Origin of the sequence: Thalassotalea sp. PLHSN55 (assembly GCF_052030545.1) — a bacterium.
Taxonomy (GTDB): Bacteria; Pseudomonadota; Gammaproteobacteria; order Enterobacterales; family Alteromonadaceae; genus CANMXU01.
This window is the reverse complement of the sequence record NZ_JBPDIH010000010.1, coordinates 132,385-152,330: the sequence shown is the minus strand read 5'-3', so window position 1 is coordinate 152,330 and position 19,946 is coordinate 132,385. Positions and strand designations below refer to the sequence as shown.

General features: G+C 37.1%; 12 protein-coding genes and 1 pseudogene. 6 read left to right on the top strand and 7 right to left on the bottom strand.

Features of this window, described 5'->3' with window-relative positions; all coding sequences use genetic code 11:
- Positions 1–191 precede the first annotated feature (191 nt).
- From ACRRSQ_RS17705 to ACRRSQ_RS17695, 3 genes are all read right to left on the bottom strand, one after another.
- Positions 192–407, bottom strand: coding sequence for a hypothetical protein (locus ACRRSQ_RS17705; RefSeq protein ID WP_440877112.1), 216 nt, complete (start codon positions 405–407; stop codon positions 192–194).
- A gap of 76 nt (positions 408–483) precedes the next feature.
- Positions 484–1,245, bottom strand: a complete 762-nt coding sequence (locus tag ACRRSQ_RS17700; protein ID WP_440877111.1) for a hypothetical protein — start codon at positions 1,243–1,245, stop codon at positions 484–486.
- A gap of 409 nt (positions 1,246–1,654) precedes the next feature.
- Positions 1,655–3,826, bottom strand: coding sequence for a hypothetical protein (locus ACRRSQ_RS17695; RefSeq protein WP_440877110.1), 2,172 nt, complete (start codon positions 3,824–3,826; stop codon positions 1,655–1,657).
- Between the two features lie 230 nt (positions 3,827–4,056).
- On the opposite strand from ACRRSQ_RS17695, the gene ACRRSQ_RS17690 reads away from it, so the two are divergent.
- The 6 genes from ACRRSQ_RS17690 (at position 4,057) to ACRRSQ_RS17665 (ending at position 13,299) form a co-directional block, all read left to right on the top strand.
- Positions 4,057–4,899 (top strand): substrate-binding periplasmic protein, encoded by an 843-nt coding sequence (locus ACRRSQ_RS17690; protein WP_440877109.1) that lies wholly within the window; start codon positions 4,057–4,059, stop codon positions 4,897–4,899.
- Between the two features lie 392 nt (positions 4,900–5,291).
- Positions 5,292–6,803 carry a sulfatase-like hydrolase/transferase gene (locus ACRRSQ_RS17685; protein ID WP_440877108.1) on the top strand — a complete coding sequence of 504 codons (1,512 nt, stop codon included), beginning with the start codon at positions 5,292–5,294 and terminating at the stop codon, positions 6,801–6,803.
- Positions 6,804–6,875: 72 nt separating this feature from the next.
- A complete protein-coding gene (locus ACRRSQ_RS17680; protein ID WP_440877107.1) occupies positions 6,876–8,687 on the top strand; it encodes a sulfatase family protein in 1,812 nt (603 codons plus the stop codon).
- Between the two features lie 466 nt (positions 8,688–9,153).
- On the top strand, positions 9,154–12,147 hold the full coding sequence (locus ACRRSQ_RS17675) for a BNR-4 repeat-containing protein (protein WP_440877106.1): 2,994 nt from the start codon (positions 9,154–9,156) through the stop codon (positions 12,145–12,147).
- A gap of 14 nt (positions 12,148–12,161) precedes the next feature.
- Complete coding sequence (locus ACRRSQ_RS17670) at positions 12,162–12,686, top strand: PEP-CTERM sorting domain-containing protein (RefSeq protein WP_440877105.1); 525 nt, start codon at positions 12,162–12,164, stop codon at positions 12,684–12,686.
- Between the two features lie 97 nt (positions 12,687–12,783).
- Positions 12,784–13,299, top strand: coding sequence for a YgjV family protein (locus tag ACRRSQ_RS17665; protein WP_440877104.1), 516 nt, complete (start codon positions 12,784–12,786; stop codon positions 13,297–13,299).
- A gap of 157 nt (positions 13,300–13,456) precedes the next feature.
- Here ACRRSQ_RS17665 and ACRRSQ_RS17660 read toward each other — a convergent pair whose 3' ends face one another.
- From ACRRSQ_RS17660 to ACRRSQ_RS17645, 4 genes and pseudogenes are all read right to left on the bottom strand, one after another.
- Positions 13,457–13,714 carry a hypothetical protein gene (locus ACRRSQ_RS17660; RefSeq protein WP_440877103.1) on the bottom strand — a complete coding sequence of 86 codons (258 nt, stop codon included), beginning with the start codon at positions 13,712–13,714 and terminating at the stop codon, positions 13,457–13,459.
- A 131-nt stretch (positions 13,715–13,845) separates the two neighbouring features.
- A pseudogene (locus ACRRSQ_RS17655) lies at positions 13,846–14,292 on the bottom strand (TonB-dependent receptor plug domain-containing protein); the annotation flags it as partial.
- Positions 14,293–15,599: 1,307 nt separating this feature from the next.
- Positions 15,600–16,508: a DNA replication terminus site-binding protein gene (locus ACRRSQ_RS17650; RefSeq protein WP_440877102.1), complete on the bottom strand. Its 909-nt coding sequence runs from the start codon at positions 16,506–16,508 to the stop codon at positions 15,600–15,602.
- 72 nt (positions 16,509–16,580) lie between these two features.
- Positions 16,581–18,614, bottom strand: coding sequence for a replication initiator protein RctB domain-containing protein (locus ACRRSQ_RS17645; protein WP_440877101.1), 2,034 nt, complete (start codon positions 18,612–18,614; stop codon positions 16,581–16,583).
- Positions 18,615–19,946 lie beyond the last annotated feature (1,332 nt).

The following is a 19,946-nucleotide window of genomic DNA, read 5'->3' as shown; positions in this document are numbered from 1 at the left end:
AAAGAAAAGATTATGGCTCTAATTTATTGAGCAGGGATCAGTGTTTTTAAGTTGACGTGGGGAGTCATACCAACGCCCAATTAAGGGGCTTTTATTAGTTTGCTAAAATGTGAAGCGAAGCGGAACCTAGCAAACTGTTAAAAGTCCCACTTGAATTACTTGTTAGGTGTAATTACCAAATCAACAATATTTTAGGTAAATTTATAGAAACCAACCAAACAAATTAATATGCCAATTATGATTACCATTCCCCCAAGAAGTCTAGCTTTTAAACCATAAATAGGAAGTCGTTCAACTCCATCTTGGGGATCAAAGTGCATTACACCTTTAATTAAGGAGTACAAACCAAAAAGAATGAATCCACCGCCAACAATGAAAAATAAATATACTTGAGCAGACCACTCCATGATTTACACCTAACGCCTCACTAAGAGGCAAATAATAGTTGGTTAAAATAAGCGACGAAGGAGCAAAAACCAACTGTTATTTGTCCTGCTTTAGTGACTTGTTAGATGAACTTTTTACAAAATGAATTGATAGCACATAAACAAAAAATAATGCTGTAATATTTACTGCAAACATAAACGGTATCCCGTCTGGTCTATAAAGGATATTAAAACCAATTGTATTAAGGTCAAACCTTGCACCTAGGATAAAACCTTCTTCAATTGAAAACTCTATTAGCAACCATGATGTAATTGAATAGGATACCTTTGAAATAGAAAAACTGATAACTTGAAGCGATTGAATTACCAATGAAGAAATGTATCCAGCACGCATATTAAGATAAAGATAAAAACCGGCAACAATAGACGATAAAAAATATACACTCATCGTTCCGTATAGAATTCTATGAGTAGTATCTACTTGGTCTAGTGTATAAGGAGCAAGAAAATCATAAATAGCATATGCTCCACCAACTCCACATAGAATCTGGAACACTGAAATGAGTTTAGGTAGCCAATTAGCGTTTTCTATGAAAGGCTCCTCAATTTCCTCTTCTGGCTCTTTCTCAGAAAGTAACTTTTGAATTTCTTTGTACCGCTCAGGGAAAGCCTCTTTATCAATGTTTTGAGAAACATCTAAAAGCTCACTATAAGAATAAGTCGAATAATTTTGAGTTGACACCAAACCTCCATGTTCATCTAACAGCTCTTTTAACAGGAAATATTCCTTGTTTAAACAGGGAATATTTCCTTCTTTAACTTTATTAATAATTAGCACCTTACGGTATTTAATTAACATCTTCAACAAGTTAAAAACACTTAAGTCTGTAATTTGTAGAAATGCGGAAAATTTCCTGCTTTCATTCGCCTAAATTGGAAAAGAATTGAATGAAGTTACAAAACTAAAAAAGTTACCAAGAATAATGTTCGTTTTTCCAATATCAGCTTTGCGCTTATGCCTATCAAGGGCGAGAAAAAAAATGAATGTTGCTCAGTATTTAGGACATTAACATTAATGATTAACTGAATAATTTCACTTAAGTTGGTTTTCATAGCGTTGAAGAATTAAGTTCTATTTTAACAAGCATAAAATAGAACTTAATGTATGCCCTGTAAGCATTAGCAGCTGCAAAATAAAAAGGTTTAGCAGCACACTAAACCTTTTTAAAAAAATGCCAACGATTTGTGCTTTTAAAAAGCCATAATATTTACTTTGCTGTTTGCAATAACATCTCTTTAATATCAACAGGAGTCGGCGAGTTATTACCGCCATTATTTGCGCCTGTTATCCACCAATACAGCATTCCCGCATCAGAGCAATCATATTTATTGGTTTGAAATGGTACTACGCCATCACTTTCAGCATAGGCAAGCATTTGCATGATATAGTTAAACCCTGAGTCGTTATAGGCATTGGTCCAATCCCAGTAATGCATGGGTGTTTGCAGGCCAACATTTTGATCGCCAATTTGATGTTCGGTAATGCCGAAGTCTAAAATTTGCTGCCAGGTAAAATAATCACCGCTGTTATCATTGGCTGGGTGATGCGAAATAACGTGCACATGTTGGCGAGCACTTGGTTTAGCTGCTGCTAACGCATAACCAATTAAGTCAGGCTCGCCCGCCTCAATTATCCATAATGGATTGTTAGCAGTTGAGGCATTAATCGCGTCGGTTAAATCACGCGTTGCTCCTTGTTGATCTTCTCGGCAATTATAAAACTTGCGCAAGTTTTCAAAAGGTCCAAATAACTCAATGCCCGTTACGCTTAGTTCGTCTAATTTTTTCTGACGTCGTAATTCATTAACCGCGTTAATTTGCTGTTTGCCTTTATTTCTAAACGGGTCGAGATCACAAGAGTGCGACAAGTGAACTAATGTCTCATTGAGTCCGGTTTTATTTAACAAGGCAAACATCACCGGTGTTGCGCCAATATCATCAGGATCTGGTGAATTGCCGTCTATAACAACCGCCAATCGCCCCTTAGGTGGTTTTACCACATCTAATGTGGCAGTAGTAACATAACGTTTCCAAAACGCATGAACCGAAGGCGCGCGATGACCAAGCTCGAATATCCACCAACTTTCAACCACATCAGAAAAGTCGACACCACCTTGTGGTACCACTGAATGGCTCGCAGTAAAACCACTAGCATCGACAATACGACTTGCCGTTTTCCAGAGTAATTGCGAGTGTGTATTGGTGTTGGCATTTGACGTTGCAAAGGTTAACCACTTTTTGCTGGTATCAACATATTTGGGCGTGAGTGCGCCTCGTCTTCCTTTGCGATTAAACTCTTTCATGGCTTCATTGCCGTCATTAATCGCATGGTATCGCGTGGCCTGTTTAACATAAGTAAGCGCATCGGGAGAGGTTTTATTTTCATTCCATGCACTGTGCTGCACGACAATCACATTATTTTTAATAAGCGCTTTATCAACGCCAGATTGTTGTAATGCAACCAGCCAATCGCGAGTAAAGTTAGACTGCCCAGCCTCTTGTACCCAAACTTTACCGCCTTGAGTTAATACTGCCCGCACACGATCGCGAATAAAGTTTACCGATTTATGCCAATGTTTATGCGCATTGGTCCACATTAGGTTTTCACGGCCAAACGCCAAAGTAAATAATTCGGGGGAGTCAATATATTCTCCGGTTTGAATACCCACTGCACCTGCCACGGCGACATAGTTAACAGATTTCATATCTGCGTGCGACAACATTGAGCCAAGTGCGGCTATCGCATGTATGTCATCGGCATCGGGTTTAGAGTCAAATTGCGCAAGCAGTAAATCGCTTTCGGTACGAAATGAATCGCGCTGATAATTCGCACTTGTCGATGGCACTAATGCGAGTTGTTGCCAGCGACCTCGTGCCCAAGCAGTGCCGCCATGCTCTGGAATTTCACCATTGGTATTTGATGACGATTCAATCGCAATCACATCACCCTTTTTTAAATGAATTGCTCGCCAAGTGTGTGTTTCAGCTTTTAAATCTCGTGGCGAGTCTTTACCTATATATGAACTTTTGTAAGTGCCAACAACAACATTATTGATTAACAAGCGATAAACAGGTTCGCCATCTTCTTCTGTGAGTACCGTAATTGTCAGGTCATAATTTTTTGCTTCACCGGCAAAGGTATATTCGGCTTTTGCAAACAAATTACGGTAATGCACAACTCGTGCGTCAATAGCCAGCGAAGCGTTTCGTTTGTCTTGGTAATACGGCACATCACCTTTATCACTGCTAGAAAAATCGTTAATAGCATCTAACACAATCGCATTGGTTGCGGTGCTATTTGGCGTGCCTTTTCCACTATGAACATGCGCTAAACCCAAAGGGGTATAAATAATAAGTAATAAAATTAATAATTTATTCATGATTTTTTATATTTCTTTGTTATTGATATTAATAAATCGTCAATTTACGATATCACGACTTGGCACCATTGTCTCTCACAATGAGTCATAATCGCTCACATTAAATCTTTATCTATATGTGCAGTATTGACAATGTATAAACCCATTGGGCGTTTATTCAACGTTCATATATACTCAAAATTATGATGAAAAATAATTTAGCTCAACCAGTTAAACTCGTGCTTATACTAATGGCATTAACACTTGTTAATGTGCAAGCTAGCGCTGCTCAAAAGATTACTTATCGAGGTTTAGGCGGTGGGCCAAATGCTTATCATAGCGAGCTATTGCAACAAATTTTTGATCATGTAAAACCCAATACCTACACTGTAAAGCGCTTTGACGAACAAGTTCCTCATTTAAGAGCTTTTCAAATGTTAAGTACAAATACAGAGCTAGACATTGTTATTGGCTACGCAACTAAAGCGCGAATCAACAAGCATCTCGCAATTGCATTACCGGTAAGGAAAGGCCTGAATGGTTGGCGAATACCTTTGATCCACAAAGACAATGAAGCCATGTTTAAACAGGTCAATTCTTTAAAATCATTACAAAAATTAACCCCAGGTATGTTTCACACTTGGTCTGATAACGAGATATTAGCCTCTAATGGTATTCAAGCAGTAAAAGGCAGTAACCTTAAAGGCTTGTACCAAATGTTAGACAAAAAACGCTTTGACTATATTCCAGTTTCAATTTTAACCGGCACAAGAAAATTAAAACATTATCAAGATGTTGAAGGGTTAAATGTTGTTTTAGCTGATGATGTACTTATTCATTATCCGATTTGTTTCTATTTTTACGTCAATAAAGAAAATACCAAGTTGGCCAATATTATCACGCAGGGGTTCGAAAAAATTATCGCCAATGGTCAATACGATCGCATTTTTAATCAGTATTATGGCGATCCACTGCGCAAACGTTTTGCATTCAACCCCAAAATAATACGGCTAGAAAACAAACTGCTACCAAAAAATGTGCCGCTCGAGCGTCGTGAATTATGGTTAGCTCCTGAACACTACAAACAAGATTAGCAAGGCTAAAGCACTCTTGCTCACTCTCTCAAATTTCCACTTTAATTATTGCGCTTGTATTACCCGGTTTATTACTTCGCTTATTACTAACGTAGCCTTGCAGCGTGGGCTTTGCTGAGCAAACGTTACTTAATAGGCTGAGCTTACTTTAATGTCATCATTCACACAGAGTAAATAGCAAATGGTTAGGTGACAAAAGGCTAAAGATAAAAAATGACTTTATATGACTGTAATTGCTTGGTAATGTATGTTTTAACAAATAATTTATCAATGTGGTGTCTTCGCACTGATGAATTAATGATAAAACACGCAATAAACAAGGTAAATAAACGCAATGTCATCAACAAGCGTTTAACAAAAAATAGTAAAAACAAGTTGGATAAAATAGCAATATGAATCATGTATTTAAATACTATAAAAATAAACTAAAATCTCGTAAGCACTTGCCTGCATTAGCTGTAATGCTTGGTGTTTCTATATTATCAGGCTGTAATAGCCAAAAAGAAATATCCGTAAGCGAGCCAGAAGCTAAAGCAAAACAGCCAAATATTTTATTTATTTTGTCTGACGATCACCGCTGGGATTTAATTGGCAAATATCATCCGATCATTAAAACCCCCAACTTAGATAAGCTCGCAAATCAGGGCACAGTTTTTAAAAACGCCTTTGTAACAACGCCAATTTGTGCAACCAGTCGGGTAAGTATTTTAACGAGCTTAACTGAACGCACCCACGACTTTACCTTTGGTCGACCGGGCACAGGCATTGAAGAGAGTAATAGTATTTATCCAAAGGTGCTTAAAGATAATGGTTACCGCTCAGCATTTGTTGGTAAATATGAAATTAAACTTTCAGGTAAAGCTGAAGATAAATTCGACTATTTTAAAGAGTTATTACAAACCAAAACCGTGCAATATCAAGGGAAAGAAATTCCACAAACCTACCATATAGCAGAATTAGCCAAAACCTTCATCGCACAGCCTGAAAATAATGAAAAACCTTGGGTTATGGCGGTTAATTTTTGGGACCCACATGCGCACGACAGAGATCAGGAAGATCAGTATCATTACCCAGCTGAATTTGAACACTATTATGAAGATGTCACGATACCTGACGCTAAGTTTTCAAAAGACAGTACCTTTGACCAGTTACCTCAGTTTTTAAAAGAATCGATTGGCCATGTCCGTTGGACTTATCGTTACGGCACAGATGCGATTTATCAAAAAATGGTTAAACGTCATTACCGGGCAATTAGTGGCGTTGATAAGGCCATAGGTATGATTTATGCAGAACTGGAGAAACAAGGGGTCGCCGACAATACCGTTATTATTTATGCCGGTGACAATGGCTACAACATTAATGAGCGTCAATTAGCGGGTAAGTGGTTTGGTTGGGAAGAAGACTTAAGAATTCCACTGATTATTTACGACCCACGTAATAAATCAGCGCAAGGCATCGAAAAAACCGAAATGGCATTAAACATTGATATTGCGCCAACAATTTTGGCCTTAGCAGGTGTTGAAGCACCAAAAAGTTATCAAGGCGAAAGCTTAACAGCTCTACTTAATAACGATAAAGATACCACCATGCCTTGGCGACAAGAGTTTTTCTTTGAGCACATGTATCAACCCAAACGTGTTTCTATTCCTCCAACGGTAGGGTTAAGAACGAATAAATGGAAATATGTCGACTTTTATAAGAACGACTTTCAACAACTATACAATTTAGAAAGCGATCCTGAGGAGCAGCACAACTTAGCCCAGCACCCTGATTATCAAACGGTATTGGCTGATTTAAGTGCGCGCACCGACGCATACATTAAGCAATATGAAGATTTACGCAGCGCAGAAGTAGAACAGCGCCCTTCATTTGTCAATGTGCGCAATGAAGACAGCAAACAGTAGCCTTGTAGTTTCACTCGTTGCTCAAACGGCCGTACAGTTTCACCTTAACGTTACCTCATTCGAGAAAAACATATGTTTATCAATAAATTTCAACGTGCTATGCGGCTAAACAGCCTTATTTTAGGGTTAATGCTATGCGCATGCACGCAGCAATCAACTAACGAAAAGTTAGCTATTAAGGCAACGGAACTTGCGTTTAGCAAGAATAAAATTGCATCAGAAAAATCGGTAACTGTCAGTATTAACAAACCCAATATTGTCTGGTTAGTTGTTGAAGATATGAGCCCTATTTTACCCGCCTATGGTGATCACACCATTGAAACTCCGGCCATCAGTGCATTGGCGGCGCAAGGGGTAAAGTATACCAATGTGTATTCTCCTTCAGGGGTCTGTTCACCAAGTCGAGCAGCAATTGCTTTAGGCATGTATCCGTCAAGTATTGGCGCGAACCATATGCGTACCACGTCAAATACTCAAGAAACCGGGTTACCAAAATATGAAGCAGTGCCGCCTTCGTCTGCAAAAATGCTCAGTCAGTATTTACGCGAACAAGGATATTACACCACCAACAACTTAAAAACTGATTATCAATTTACTGCGCCTAAGGCAGCATGGCATGAGAGTGGTCCGTTTGCGCATTGGCGTAATCGCTCAGAAAACCAGCCTTTTTTTGCCGTAATCAACTTTACCACAACACATGAATCAGGCTTGTTTGAACCGTATGGGATCAGAAAAATTGAATCACGCCATTACTTTTCTGATGACAAAAAACGCATTGCTCAGTTGCCTCAGCATCACTCGGTAAAAACCACAGAAATCGACACACCAATACATCTGCCAAAAGATACAAAATTCAATATTCCGCCCTATTTACCCGACACCCCGTTAGTGCGTCGCGATATGTGGAAAATGTATAACAACCTTGCTGAAACCGATAAACAGATCGGTGCAGTTTTGCAGCAATTAAAAGAAGACGACTTATACAAGGATACGATTATTGTCTTTTATTCTGATCACGGTGGTCCCCTGCCCCGTCAAAAACGGTTAATTTATGACAGTGGTCTAAAAGTTCCGATGATCATCCGTTTTCCCGACGGTGCACACGCTGGAGAGGTTGACGAGCAATTAATTAGTTTCGTCGATTTTGCGCCAACAACACTTGCGTTAGCAGGCATTAACCAGCCCGCACATATGCATGGACAAAATTTTATTAATAATGCCAACAAACGCCGCTATATTTATGCCGCTGCCGATCGATTTGACGGTTTTACCGATACCATTCGCGCGGTAAAAAACGCGCGTTATAAATATATTCGAAATTACCGTACCGAGCAGGGTTATTATTTGCCGGTAGCTTATCGAGAGAAAATTCCTACCATGCAAGAGCTACTGCGCTTGCGTGATGCAAAGCAGTTAACTAACGCTCAAGCTCAGTGGTTTAGACCGTCAAAACCTCAAGAGGAATTGTTTGATACTGTCGAAGATCCGCATGAATTAAATAACTTAGCAGCTGATCCAACACATAGCGCTACGTTAACTGAACTGCGCGCCGCATTAGATGCATGGCTAAATCAAATTGAAGATAGGCCAAAAACCGCAGAAGAAAAACTTATCAAGTCACTTTGGCAAGGCGCTGCAACACAGCCAGTTACCGCTAAACCGAAAATCGAACTGATTGACGGGAAAATTCACATCAACAGTAATACGCCAGGTGCGCACATTGCCTATCAAGAAATGACTGCAGATAAAGGATCAACAAGTTGGCTACCCTACAGCGCTAGTTTTCCCGTGAGAAAAGGTGTAACTATTAACGCAGTTGCCCACCGCATTGGTTACCAAGAAAGCTCGCTAGTGACCTATTCGCAGACCATAAATGAACATTAGCCTAAGTTCGGCTTAAATTAATACGACTTTCTCATCAACTGCTTATGCGTTTGCACTTTAGCACAAACGCATAAGCACGACAGAGCGCTCGACCGATTATCTTCTGATCACTTTCGCCCACACGAATAAATCACGTAATAAATATCAATCGTTCCTAGTGTAACTAAGCCTAATAAGTGCCCAACAATATTAGCGCATTTTTTATTATCAAAACCACAAAACAAATCAATAACGCTCAACTAAGCGACCTAAAAAGACACTAAATGACCAACAAATGATTTGATTTGATCTGTTTTAACGTTTATCTTTGCCCTAGCCAATAATTTTTGTTCGAAATAAAACAGTTAATAATCCAACAATTTTGGTTTAAGAAAGTGAGGTTAGTCCTCAGTTTTTTAGGGCGAAAGCCCCACACAATAATGATAAATAATATAACAACAAAACAGTTAGATAGAAGGAAGGGTAAATGCATATATTTAAAAAGCACCGCCTAAAATCAATAAGAAAAGTCTTGTTATTCGCCTCACTTTTTACCGTGTCGGCACAACAAGCGTCAGCAGAAGTCACCTTAGAGCAACAAGTAAAAATTAGCGACTCTGCATTGCATTTTGACGGTAAAAAAATAACCTATGGTACAGTTGGGGACGCTGATACTGGTGATAAGTTTGATTATTTCTTTGGCAGAAACATTTCTGCACATGGAGATGCAGTAAAAATATATAAACACTACGTGTTTATGACTTGGTACCGTGGTGGTAAAAGCGATCGTCACGTAATGCTGTCGCGTTACAATACTGAAACAGGTTCAGTAAAAACCATTGAATTCCCTCATCAACATACTGGCTTTAGAGGCGACCCTAATATAGGTGAATCGCACAATACCATTGGTCTAGCGGTAAGTCCGGTCAATGGCACAATTCACATGGTTTATGATATGCATGCCTATGATAATAATAACCATGATGGCAAATTCAAAAACGATTTCTTCCGATACTCTTATAGTATTGCCGGCACAGCAGAACTGCCTGATGCCGAATTTACCTTAGACAAATTTGTGAAAGACACTAGCACCGTTAGTCAAGGCGAAGACGATTACAAACATTTAACCATGACCGGCGATCTTGCTGATACCAGTAACTTTGCCCGTTTAACCTACCCTAAGTTTTTCGCCAATAAAGATGGCACACTACTACTTTATATGCGTTTAGGCGGCAATAACAACGGTGGTTATGTGTTCAACCGCTATGATGCCGAAGCTGAAAAATGGTCTAAATTTACCGCATTTAATGTAGTGACTGCCAAAAACTTTGGCAACGAATACAACTGGGGTTTATACGGAAACATGAAATATGTTAACGATAAACTTCGTGTGGGTTTTCAACAACGTAGTAGCGACAACGACGATAAATATAAATACCAAAATGGTGTTTATTATGCCTACTCTGATCACCCAGAAGGGTTCGGCGAATGGAAAAACCACAAAGGTGAACCAATGACTTGGCCATTGGTTAATTCCGATGAAATCAAGGTATTTGAGCCAGGCGACTACATTAGCCATACTGAAGCAAATTCAGTCTACATTGTTGGTGATTTTGACTGGACAGTAACGGCGGCTGGCGATATTCATATCATTAGCAAAGTGCGCTCTACCGACAGAAATCGTCCAGACTATGAAGAAGTTTATATTCATTCATACAAGCCTGCCGGTGCCGATGATTTTATTATTTCAACCGATTTTACCGGGGCGAGCTCGATCTATACCTCAGGCGATAACATTTACATTATTGGTTTAAATAATGGCTACCCTTATGTTGAAAAAGCGCAAGGCGGCACTAACGATTTTGAGCGTGTCTATGAAGCGACTGACGGCATGCAGTTTGACCACGGTACTATTCATATTGAAGACGGCAAAGTCTACTACTATTTAATGGAACGCGGCACAGGCACGTCTCTACCAATTCATTTGCAAATTATTGATTTAGATATTGAATCAGATGCTATGCGCCCACAGGTTAACTTTCCACAAAGTTCACTAACCGTTGATGAAGGCTACCAACAGCTTTCATTTACAGTCTCGGCAACCAGTCCTGTTGAAGGAAGAGTGATCAGCAAAGTAGATCTCTATGTTGACGATACGTTCATTCGTACCGATTCTGCTGCCCCGTTTGTTTGGGGACACGTTAATAAACCAAACGAATTATTAAATTTACCTGCGGGTGTGCACACCTTTAAAGCTGTTGCGACCGACTCTGAAGGAGTAACGTCTTCTGCCACAATGCGTTTGCAAGTCAACTCAAAAGCCCCTGTCGTATCGTTTCCTTTTGATTCAAAAACAGTTGAACTCGGTTATCAGCAACTTGGACTCACCATACAAGCCGCGCCAAGTGAAGAAGGTCGAACAATTGCATCAGTTACTTTACTGATTAACGGCAACGAAGTGCGCACAGATACGTCAGCGCCGTTTAATTTTGGTCATCAATTTAAACCACACGAAACCGGTGCTATGGGTTGGTTAGAAACACATGAGCCGAACCCTAATCCTCTACAAGCAGGTGAGCATATCTTTACCGCTATCGCAACGGATAGCGAAGGCGCGCAAGGCAAAGCAAGCATGACACTAACGGTAAATGGTCTGCCGACTCCACCCGTAGTCACCTTTCCAAATGAAGTGATAACCGTATTTGAAGGATATGAAAAGCTAGGTATGACGATTCAAGCAGAATCGCCAGTAGAAGGCCGCACTGTCGAGTCAGTCACCTTATACCGAAATGGCGAGCTTGTTCGAGTAGATACTCGACCAATTTGGAACTTTGGTCATTCATATGCCCCTTACGAATTTGGCGCTATGGGTTGGTTAGACAGACACGAACCTAATCCGTCTCCACTAGGTGTAGGAACGCATACTTTTACTGCGGTCGCTAAAGACAGTGAAGGACTTGAAGGTGAAGGCAGCATGACCTTAATCGTTAAGGCTTTACCGGCTCCAACAGTGAACTTTGTTGAGTCTGATATTGAAATTATTGAAGATTATCAGTCGCTTGCTGTTTCTACTGACGTAGTATCAAGTGAAGCCGCTGTCGAGGTTGTTAGTGTAGCACTTTATGTTGATGACCAACTGATTCGCGAACTTTACGAGCCGCCTTTTATTTGGGGTGACGAGGTAAATAGCACCGAATTATTGGGCCTTCCTGTTGGTAATTATGTGCTTAAAGCAATTGTTTCAGATAACTATAACCGCATGGTAGAAGCGACAACGCAACTTGAGGTCACATTATTAGGTGACTTAGACCGCGATGGCGACGTTGACGGCTTAGATGTTAGAGCATTTAGCTTAGGCGTTAGAAAAAATGAGATCAGTAACCTTCGTTATGATTTTAATAATGATGGCGTGGTAAACAATCGTGATATTCGCGGTATAGCCAACTTATGTTCACGCGCTCGTTGCGCGAATAACGATTAATAATAGGTAATAAAATGAAGTATTTAATGATAATTTTATCAATGGTGTTTACCTTAAATGCAAATGCCGGGTTAATTACTACAGGGTCAGATCAAACCAGCTATAACAATGGTGATATTGTTACTTTTGACGTGTGGGTAAATGCACTAAACCCTGATCTTGACAATTTGTTCTTTGATTTGAGCTTTGATGACACTCAACTAAGTTTTATCGATAATTCTTGGTTTGACTCAGATGAGGTTTTTGACTTTTTTGCCTTCGGTGATGCCTTTTTATTAGCACCAACGACCGTGGCTGTTGAAACATTTTTCTTAAATGGTATTACTGACGTTGTTGGCACTTCATTTAAGCTAGGTGAATTACAATTTACAGCGCTAGGCAATTTAACTAACCCAAGATTAGATTTTGCGTTGTTGGTAGATGCTCAAAACATTTATGGTGAAACTATTGAACCTCAAGTATTACCTGAACCGTCAACATTGGCATTATTTTCACTTATGTCGTTGTTATTTTTCACGCGTAGATCTAACAATCACTGATCGTTAACACCGCTTGTATAAACAAAAGACGACCTTATTTTAATAGGGTCGTCTTTTTTAATGTCTAACCACCCGCTTTCTTTTAGCAATAGGAATTATGGAATTTTATATCGCACAAGCCTTGGGTTTGTTTAGTTTTATCTTGGGCGGCTATACATTCTTTCAGAAAAGTGACGCCCGTCTAAAATTTAGCATGCTGTGTTTGTTTGCCTGCCAAAGCCTTCACTTTTTCTTATTGGGCGCGTCTGTCGCTGCTGCTGCCAACATTCTCAATTTTTTACGTACTTTTATCGCGATAAAATACAACTCGCCACGTATCGGCCTATTATTTATTGCCGCAAATATTATATGGGGAAGCTATTTATACCAATCACCCATCAGTATATTACCTATACTAGGTGCCGGCCTTGGTACTTTTGCTGTGTTTTTTCTACAGGGAATAAAAATGCGTTTAGCATTTATCACCGGTGCAGTTTGTTGGATTACACACAATATTGTTGTGCAATCTGTCGGTGGGGTTTTGCTCGAATCTGTGGTTATTATTGCGAATGTTATTACGATTTGCCGATTATATTGCCAGCAAAAAGAAGAATTGCTGAGACATGATAAATAACCCTCCCCTACTTTCTTCAAAACGACGTAATCTTTACTTGAAATAAAGAACCTAGTGTTACGCTCAAATAGTAAATAGCAAAAAACAGTCAATAAAAAAGCCCTAACGAATGTTAAGGCTTTGATGAAAAATTACGCTTGGTTTATTTATTTTAGCGTTAAAGTTTCACTGTAACTCCCGCTGTAATTCGTCGGTCAGACACATCTTGTTCACACAGCAAGGCATTTTCATTAAAACACCATCTTGTACTGTCTTCACGCGTTACGTTTACCGCTTCAAGTCCAACAGTTATCGACTCACTTATTGAATAACCAACACTCATATTTAGCTGTCCACGAGAGCCAATAACCGGCGGAATATTAAAACGCATACGGTTTGCTGCTTGTGTATACGAATCACGCCAGGTATAGCGCACACGAGCGCTTAGGTCATGTTTATCGTAAAATACAGTAAAGTTATAAGAGTTTTCAGATAGATCGTCGAGGGTTATACGTTCAGTGACAACATCATCATCTAATGTCGGCGTACTATTATTGCTGTCTGTAATTTGGTAACTTCTAGTGAAGAAATTAAAGCTGCGGGTAAATCATCAAAGCTGATCCCTGTGCGATCACCACCAGCACCAACTGACGACACCCCGTTAATTTCAACTCTATTGTTGTTGGTACCACGAATTTGAACTCCGGTGCCAACACCACCTATTCGGTTAATTTGAACTCCGGTTATATTTTCAAGTACTTCTGCCAAGTTTTGATCGGGTAGCTTTCCGATATCTTCCGCTTGAATAACCTATTTAATATTCGATGAACTGCGCTTTTCAGCCAATGCACTAGCTAACGCACTTCTTATCCCTGTTACTTCTATAACTTCAACTTCTTCATCATTTTTCACTTGAGCCTGCTCAGAACCTGTGGTCTGTGCGAATACAGTCCAATTAAGTGCTATCGCAATAGCGATAGCTAAGCTCGATTTTTTGATCAGTGTATGCTTCATTGAATTATCCTTTTTTATTATTTTGGTCGAAATACAACCGCAACATATAAACACAACAACAAAATCAAATCAAAAACAATCAAAACATCAATAGTTCAACAAAGAATTAACATCGACCTGCCCTACCCTAGAAGAAATTCAAAACAACTCAAAAGTGATGCATTCATAAAATGACTAAGCATTGCGCACATTCAATAAAAGAGATGAAATGAGCTTGTTCAACCAAAGCTCTACCAATAACGAACTTAACACACTGTTCTCATATTAAATGCTATTTAGTTGCTTAGCAGCTTTATAGATAACTTTAAAAGTACCCTTTAATGTATGCAGCTGAAAATTTTATATAAAATTTCACTAGGTTAACCACTTATTTATTAGCTAGGCTAAGCTCTAGATTATAAGAGTAAATACTCTATTGCTAAACTTTGCATAGAAACGTGGGAATACAACATTAGAAATGCTAGTTAACACCACTTATTGATTAAGCTTTCAATTACTTTATTGAGATAGACGAATGAATTAGTTTTCCTGTAAACACTGTTTACAACCCAACTTCAATTAAAAAAAGCAATTCAATAGCATCAATATTTAGCTCTATTACTTTCAAGTAAGGTTTGATTAATTTGATTAGCTAAGTATGAAGTGTAATAAAACCAATAAAAGACTACCTATACAAACCCAACTATAGCTGAGCGCCGCAATTACAAAGTGGTGGTAGTGAAACCTGTAATTGAAATTTGAAGAGTCTGATGTTTCTTGTAAACAGTGTTTACACGCATTAATAAAAATGAAATTTTCAATGAAAAAGTCATTTAGCGATAATAAGTGGAAAGTTTTTTAGTAGCCTACAGCAATCATTAAAATATAGCCTCCCTGCTCTATTTAAAAAAAGATAACAAATAACATAATGCATATTGGCAACTTTAAATAAGAACTAGATTTAACATTGCTCCTTTATAAGTTGGCTTTTTAAATTTATGATTTATTCATTCTATCAAGTTAATGGTTTAGACAAGGTTTTTGTAACGGCCAACAAAAGCGAAATAGATATTAATGATAAGGTCTTTAATATTTTTATATAAAAGTTATTTTTAAAACATTGTCACCACTTTAATTTAACTCGCAATGTTAAAGCTCTTTATTAAGGCGCTAGAATTAATGACGTTAGGTAAAAGATTATCTCCTGCAAAATTATCATCAATGTGTTGTCGAAAGTTCAAATAACCGGAAAGCCGTTAAATAGAATCTGTAAACACTGTTTACAGCTATAAATGTTTTGCTAAGCTTATATTAAAAGAAAACAGACGCTAATTATTTTTGACGTAAAGATGAGCGTGGCTTGAAATGTTTTTCCAATTATTCGTGATTGGCAAGATAATTTTTTTATTAGTCACCTCAATATCCTTGAGCTGAGTAGATACTGGAATTATAGCGTCAGACTCATTAGCCAAAATAATTGGAATGCTAGCATAAAATTTATGCCAATTAGTTATACCTGGCATTTTCATCTTGATTAGCGGTTTAGGTTGGTTTGGTTGTATACGAGTGATAATAGTATCTGGCGGGCAATTATCTAAATACCTTAGGCCAAAATCAAGATCTTCAAGCCAAGTTTTACGGGAAACATCAATAGGGCAGGGAGCAAGCTTTATTCTAGCTATAATATTTTGGGCTGCTTGTACTGAGAGCTTGTCATAACGCTTTGCTGACTGCCACATATAAGCAATTTTGGTTATATTTAATTGATCAATATTAATTTTTCGATAGACTTGCAGCGTATTTACCATAGGAAAACCAATAAACATTAATGGGTTCATTGTATATTGCGCAATGCCATTGGAATTTATTCTCGTTTTCTTTTCATGTTGTTTTAAAAAATTCCTTATCGTTAATTTGACCTGATTGACAGAGTCAACAAATTTAACGGCTTTATCATAATGCTGTTGAGCTATTTGAAAATAGCCTGGAAATAAGTCAGCTTCCTTGGTATTACTGGGATCTGAAACCCGCAGACGGGAAAGTGTTTCTGTTGCATCTTCTAATGATGGAATTTTTTGGCAAGAATAACAATTTTGCTCTCTAGTAACATTGTATACATCATATTGAACAACAACATCGAATGTTAATAAGAAAGACTTTAGCTGGTGGAACCTTTCATCAAGCATATTCATATACTGTTGAAGTTGGTGTAAATGTTCTTGATGAATATGTTCCAAAGTCATTCCAACTACGTCATATATGTATTGTAATAGGTTGATTTAACGTTATTAATTTTAGCCTTAACTAGCTTAAGGCATTGTAGTAAATAAATCTTGCTGAGAGAGATGTTCTTTTTTATAACTATCGAGAATAGTATTTAACAGTGGGGCTATTTCATCACCATCCCAATCTCGAGCGAGTAGCTTAATATACATTTCTTTTTGATATAAAAAGTCATAAAGCTCTGTTGTACTTACATACAAGCCTAATTGCTTTAAGAAAATTTCTTTCAATAAGATAAACTTATTGCGATCAATTGAAAAACCTTCACTGGTTAGGGGAGACAACCTGTCTCGTTTAGCTTCAATATGCGTGAAAACACCTTGCTGAATACTGTCGTCATTTTCACCAATAAAAATATGCTCAGAAATATCTAAAATTTCACGATCTGAGGTATAAAAATTTATATACCATTGGCTCGCGGTTAAACTAATAATAATTCGTTCACGTGATGTTTTTTGAAAAGAGACGTTTTTCAATGCACGTGGCAGTAATAATCGTGCATTAAAATCTTGTGGAAACTCATTACCCCGTGTTTCTTTGAAGTTTGATAACATTGGTAGATATTGAAACATTGGGTTTAAACTCGTTGGTGCGGCAGTATTACCAGAAAGTGCTTTACCATCAATAGTTTCAATATCTAAGAAGTTAAGCATTTTTTCCATAACCACTCGGAAACTAATAGAATCTATTGTCCCATCATTAAAAGTAATTACTGTAGAAAAGCCTTCAATATCAAATTTATAAGCGTTTACTGAGCTTAAATCTGTTGTTTCTTTTTTATGTTTTAACCAAGCTTTTATTGCCGTTAATAAATCACGTCTAAAATTATAGATATTGGTAGAAGAATTTAGTTTGCTATGTAATTCTTCCATCGATAATTTAAGTGTTTTATTTTGCTTATCTTTACGACTGAAATGATTCCTTAAGTACATGTATAATAAGAATATTATAGTATGACTTGATAATACACTTAATGGAATAACAAAGAAGTAATTATCACTTAGCATCTTTTTAAATAAGACATCATTCCAAGTGATCAAAAAACCTTTGGGGTTAATTTTAATAAATTCATTGTCATTTATATCGACATCAACTACAGCACCTTCGCTGCTAATAGGCCAGCAATGTTGAAAAAAGCTAAAATCGGTTGTTGCAAATAGTTTTTCATCATTTTCTGCGTCAATAAATATCGCTTCAAGACCATGCAAATCAAATGTAGTTCGCTTTATACGCATAATAGATTTTACAAACGAGTCATAATAGCTGCCCGCAGAATTTTTCTTAAGCGCTCGCATAATATGTCTAATTTCAACATATTGTTTATTTAATGGTGCGATTTTCTTTTGAATATAATAATTGAGTGAATTAGCTTGCTGATTAATAAATAACGTCATTAAGATAAAAACTGTTTTTAAGTCTTCATCAAACATTAATGATGAATCTGAAGTTCTTAGCTCAATAAGTACTTTACGTCCTTGAATTGTGGCTTCTTTTATAAATGTTTTTTTACTGTAGTGTCTATTAGGTAAAAACTTCTCGAATTGAGGCACACCTCGAGGGTACATGCCCCTAGATATGTCGTTTTCAATAACATTAGTTGCTAATTGGTTTGGTATTAATATATTTTTAACAATATCTTCTTTCGTTAATTTTTTGGGTTTTGCAAGGTTTGGTTTTAAGCTTGTTAATATTTCTAGCCAATCCTTTTTATCAGCTAGCTGGTAACATTTACTTCTGCCAATTGAATCATTGGTTGTAATGCTGAAGTCTATTGCTTTGAAAATTTTATATTTAACGAGTTGAGATACTGTTTTATTTAAGGTTACTCGTGCAGTAGATAGATATGATTCTACTTTTTCAATGTTAGTAACTTGGTTGTCATTATTAATTGCTAAATCAATAGCTTTGATAAATTTTATTTGACTAGGTGTTAGCTTCGATTCATTTGGTAAGGCACTTAGAAAATCGGTTAGATTTTTTTTAAGATCAATGAAAAACAAATGACCACTTTTACGATCTAAGTTTGTGCCAAAGTGTTTTATAGGATCTATGACTAACATTTTATTATTTTAGCTAAGTGGTTTTGTTAAATTTAACAGTTAGTATCTGATAATGCAAATTTAGATCTTTTTACTTAAATCGATCTTATATAATTGTTGTTTTTTTTAATTTAGATATGTTTATTTAGTTTAATATGATCTTATGTTTATTATGTTAGCTAGATTTTCATTTGTGTTATATCTTTTTTATCAAACACTTACGGTTGAATTGAATTAATGATCACTCGTAAATGATCTTATGATCACACGTAAAAAGTTATATGATCATTCTTTAAATTTTTAATAGTACACGGATTAATTTAATACGCATTCTTTTATTTTTAATGCGCACACGCTTTTTATTAACAGGTTCTGCACAGTTTTTTCAATGTTACCCAAGGTTTTTTAATTTTTATTCACAATACGAGTTTAATAATAGTTGCCTGTGTTAAATATATTTTTAAAAAAGTTAGAACTTGATAGAGTATTTTGCGTGTTAATTTAAATATCTTAATCGGCTTTACTTTTTAACGCTCTACATAACATATCGTCTAATCACTGTATTTAAATAAAAGTTCACTGTTATCGATAGCTGTCAGATAGATGATTAAAACCTTGTTAATTATACTCATACTTTTGATAATTAATATAGTTAGAAATTGATAGGTATAATTGCGTATTATTTATATATTTTCATTTAATACAATCGTTTACGTAATTTTTTCAGGCTAATTTTTCATTTAGGTGAACAATTAGATGCTGTCAATAACATGAAGTTCAGGGGTAAATTATCGTAGTTAGTATTTGAGAGTAAAAATTGCGTATTATTTTCAAGAACTATAACTACTTGTTTATCTGTTAAATATTCGTAAACACTGTTTACAGTAATAATCTTATGTGTAATTACGTTTAGTTTAAACGCTGAGTTAATGTATGAAGCCTCTAGCTTATCGGAGCCGTGTCGTCGTTAAATTTACGGGGGGATTGCAGCTTTAAGCGGCTATAGGTTAGTTTCATCTAACTAATAATAATACGCACACGGAAGTTCCTATCAACTCTGCGCTTGATTAACTAATGCGCACACGGAAATTTCCATCAACGCTGTGTTTGATTAACTAATGCGCACACGGACAAATTCATACCAACGTTGTGCTTGTTTAAGTAATACGCACACGGGAAAATCATACCAACGCTATGCTTGTTTAACTAATGCGCACACGGGAAATTCATACCAATGCTATGTTTGATTAACTAATGCGCACACGGTAATTTTATCAACGCTGTGCTTGATTAACTAATGCGCACACGGGAATTTCTATCAACGCTGTGCTTGTTTAACTAATGCGCACACGT

Bases quoted from the DNA above. Each gene is read 5' to 3' on its own strand.
- ACRRSQ_RS17700 (WP_440877111.1), bottom strand. From the start codon at position 1,245: ATGTTAATTAAATACCGTAAGGTGCTAATTATTAATAAAGTTAAAGAA.
- ACRRSQ_RS17685 (WP_440877108.1), top strand. From the start codon at position 5,292: ATGAATCATGTATTTAAATACTATAAAAATAAACTAAAATCTCGTAAG.
- ACRRSQ_RS17670 (WP_440877105.1), top strand. From the start codon at position 12,162: ATGAAGTATTTAATGATAATTTTATCAATGGTGTTTACCTTAAATGCA.
- ACRRSQ_RS17705 (WP_440877112.1), bottom strand. From the start codon at position 407: ATGGAGTGGTCTGCTCAAGTATATTTATTTTTCATTGTTGGCGGTGGA.
- ACRRSQ_RS17690 (WP_440877109.1), top strand. From the start codon at position 4,057: ATGGCATTAACACTTGTTAATGTGCAAGCTAGCGCTGCTCAAAAGATT.
- ACRRSQ_RS17645 (WP_440877101.1), bottom strand. From the start codon at position 18,614: ATGTTAGTCATAGATCCTATAAAACACTTTGGCACAAACTTAGATCGT.
- ACRRSQ_RS17695 (WP_440877110.1), bottom strand. From the start codon at position 3,826: ATGAATAAATTATTAATTTTATTACTTATTATTTATACCCCTTTGGGT.
- ACRRSQ_RS17680 (WP_440877107.1), top strand. From the start codon at position 6,876: ATGTTTATCAATAAATTTCAACGTGCTATGCGGCTAAACAGCCTTATT.
- ACRRSQ_RS17675 (WP_440877106.1), top strand. From the start codon at position 9,154: ATGCATATATTTAAAAAGCACCGCCTAAAATCAATAAGAAAAGTCTTG.
- ACRRSQ_RS17665 (WP_440877104.1), top strand. From the start codon at position 12,784: ATGGAATTTTATATCGCACAAGCCTTGGGTTTGTTTAGTTTTATCTTG.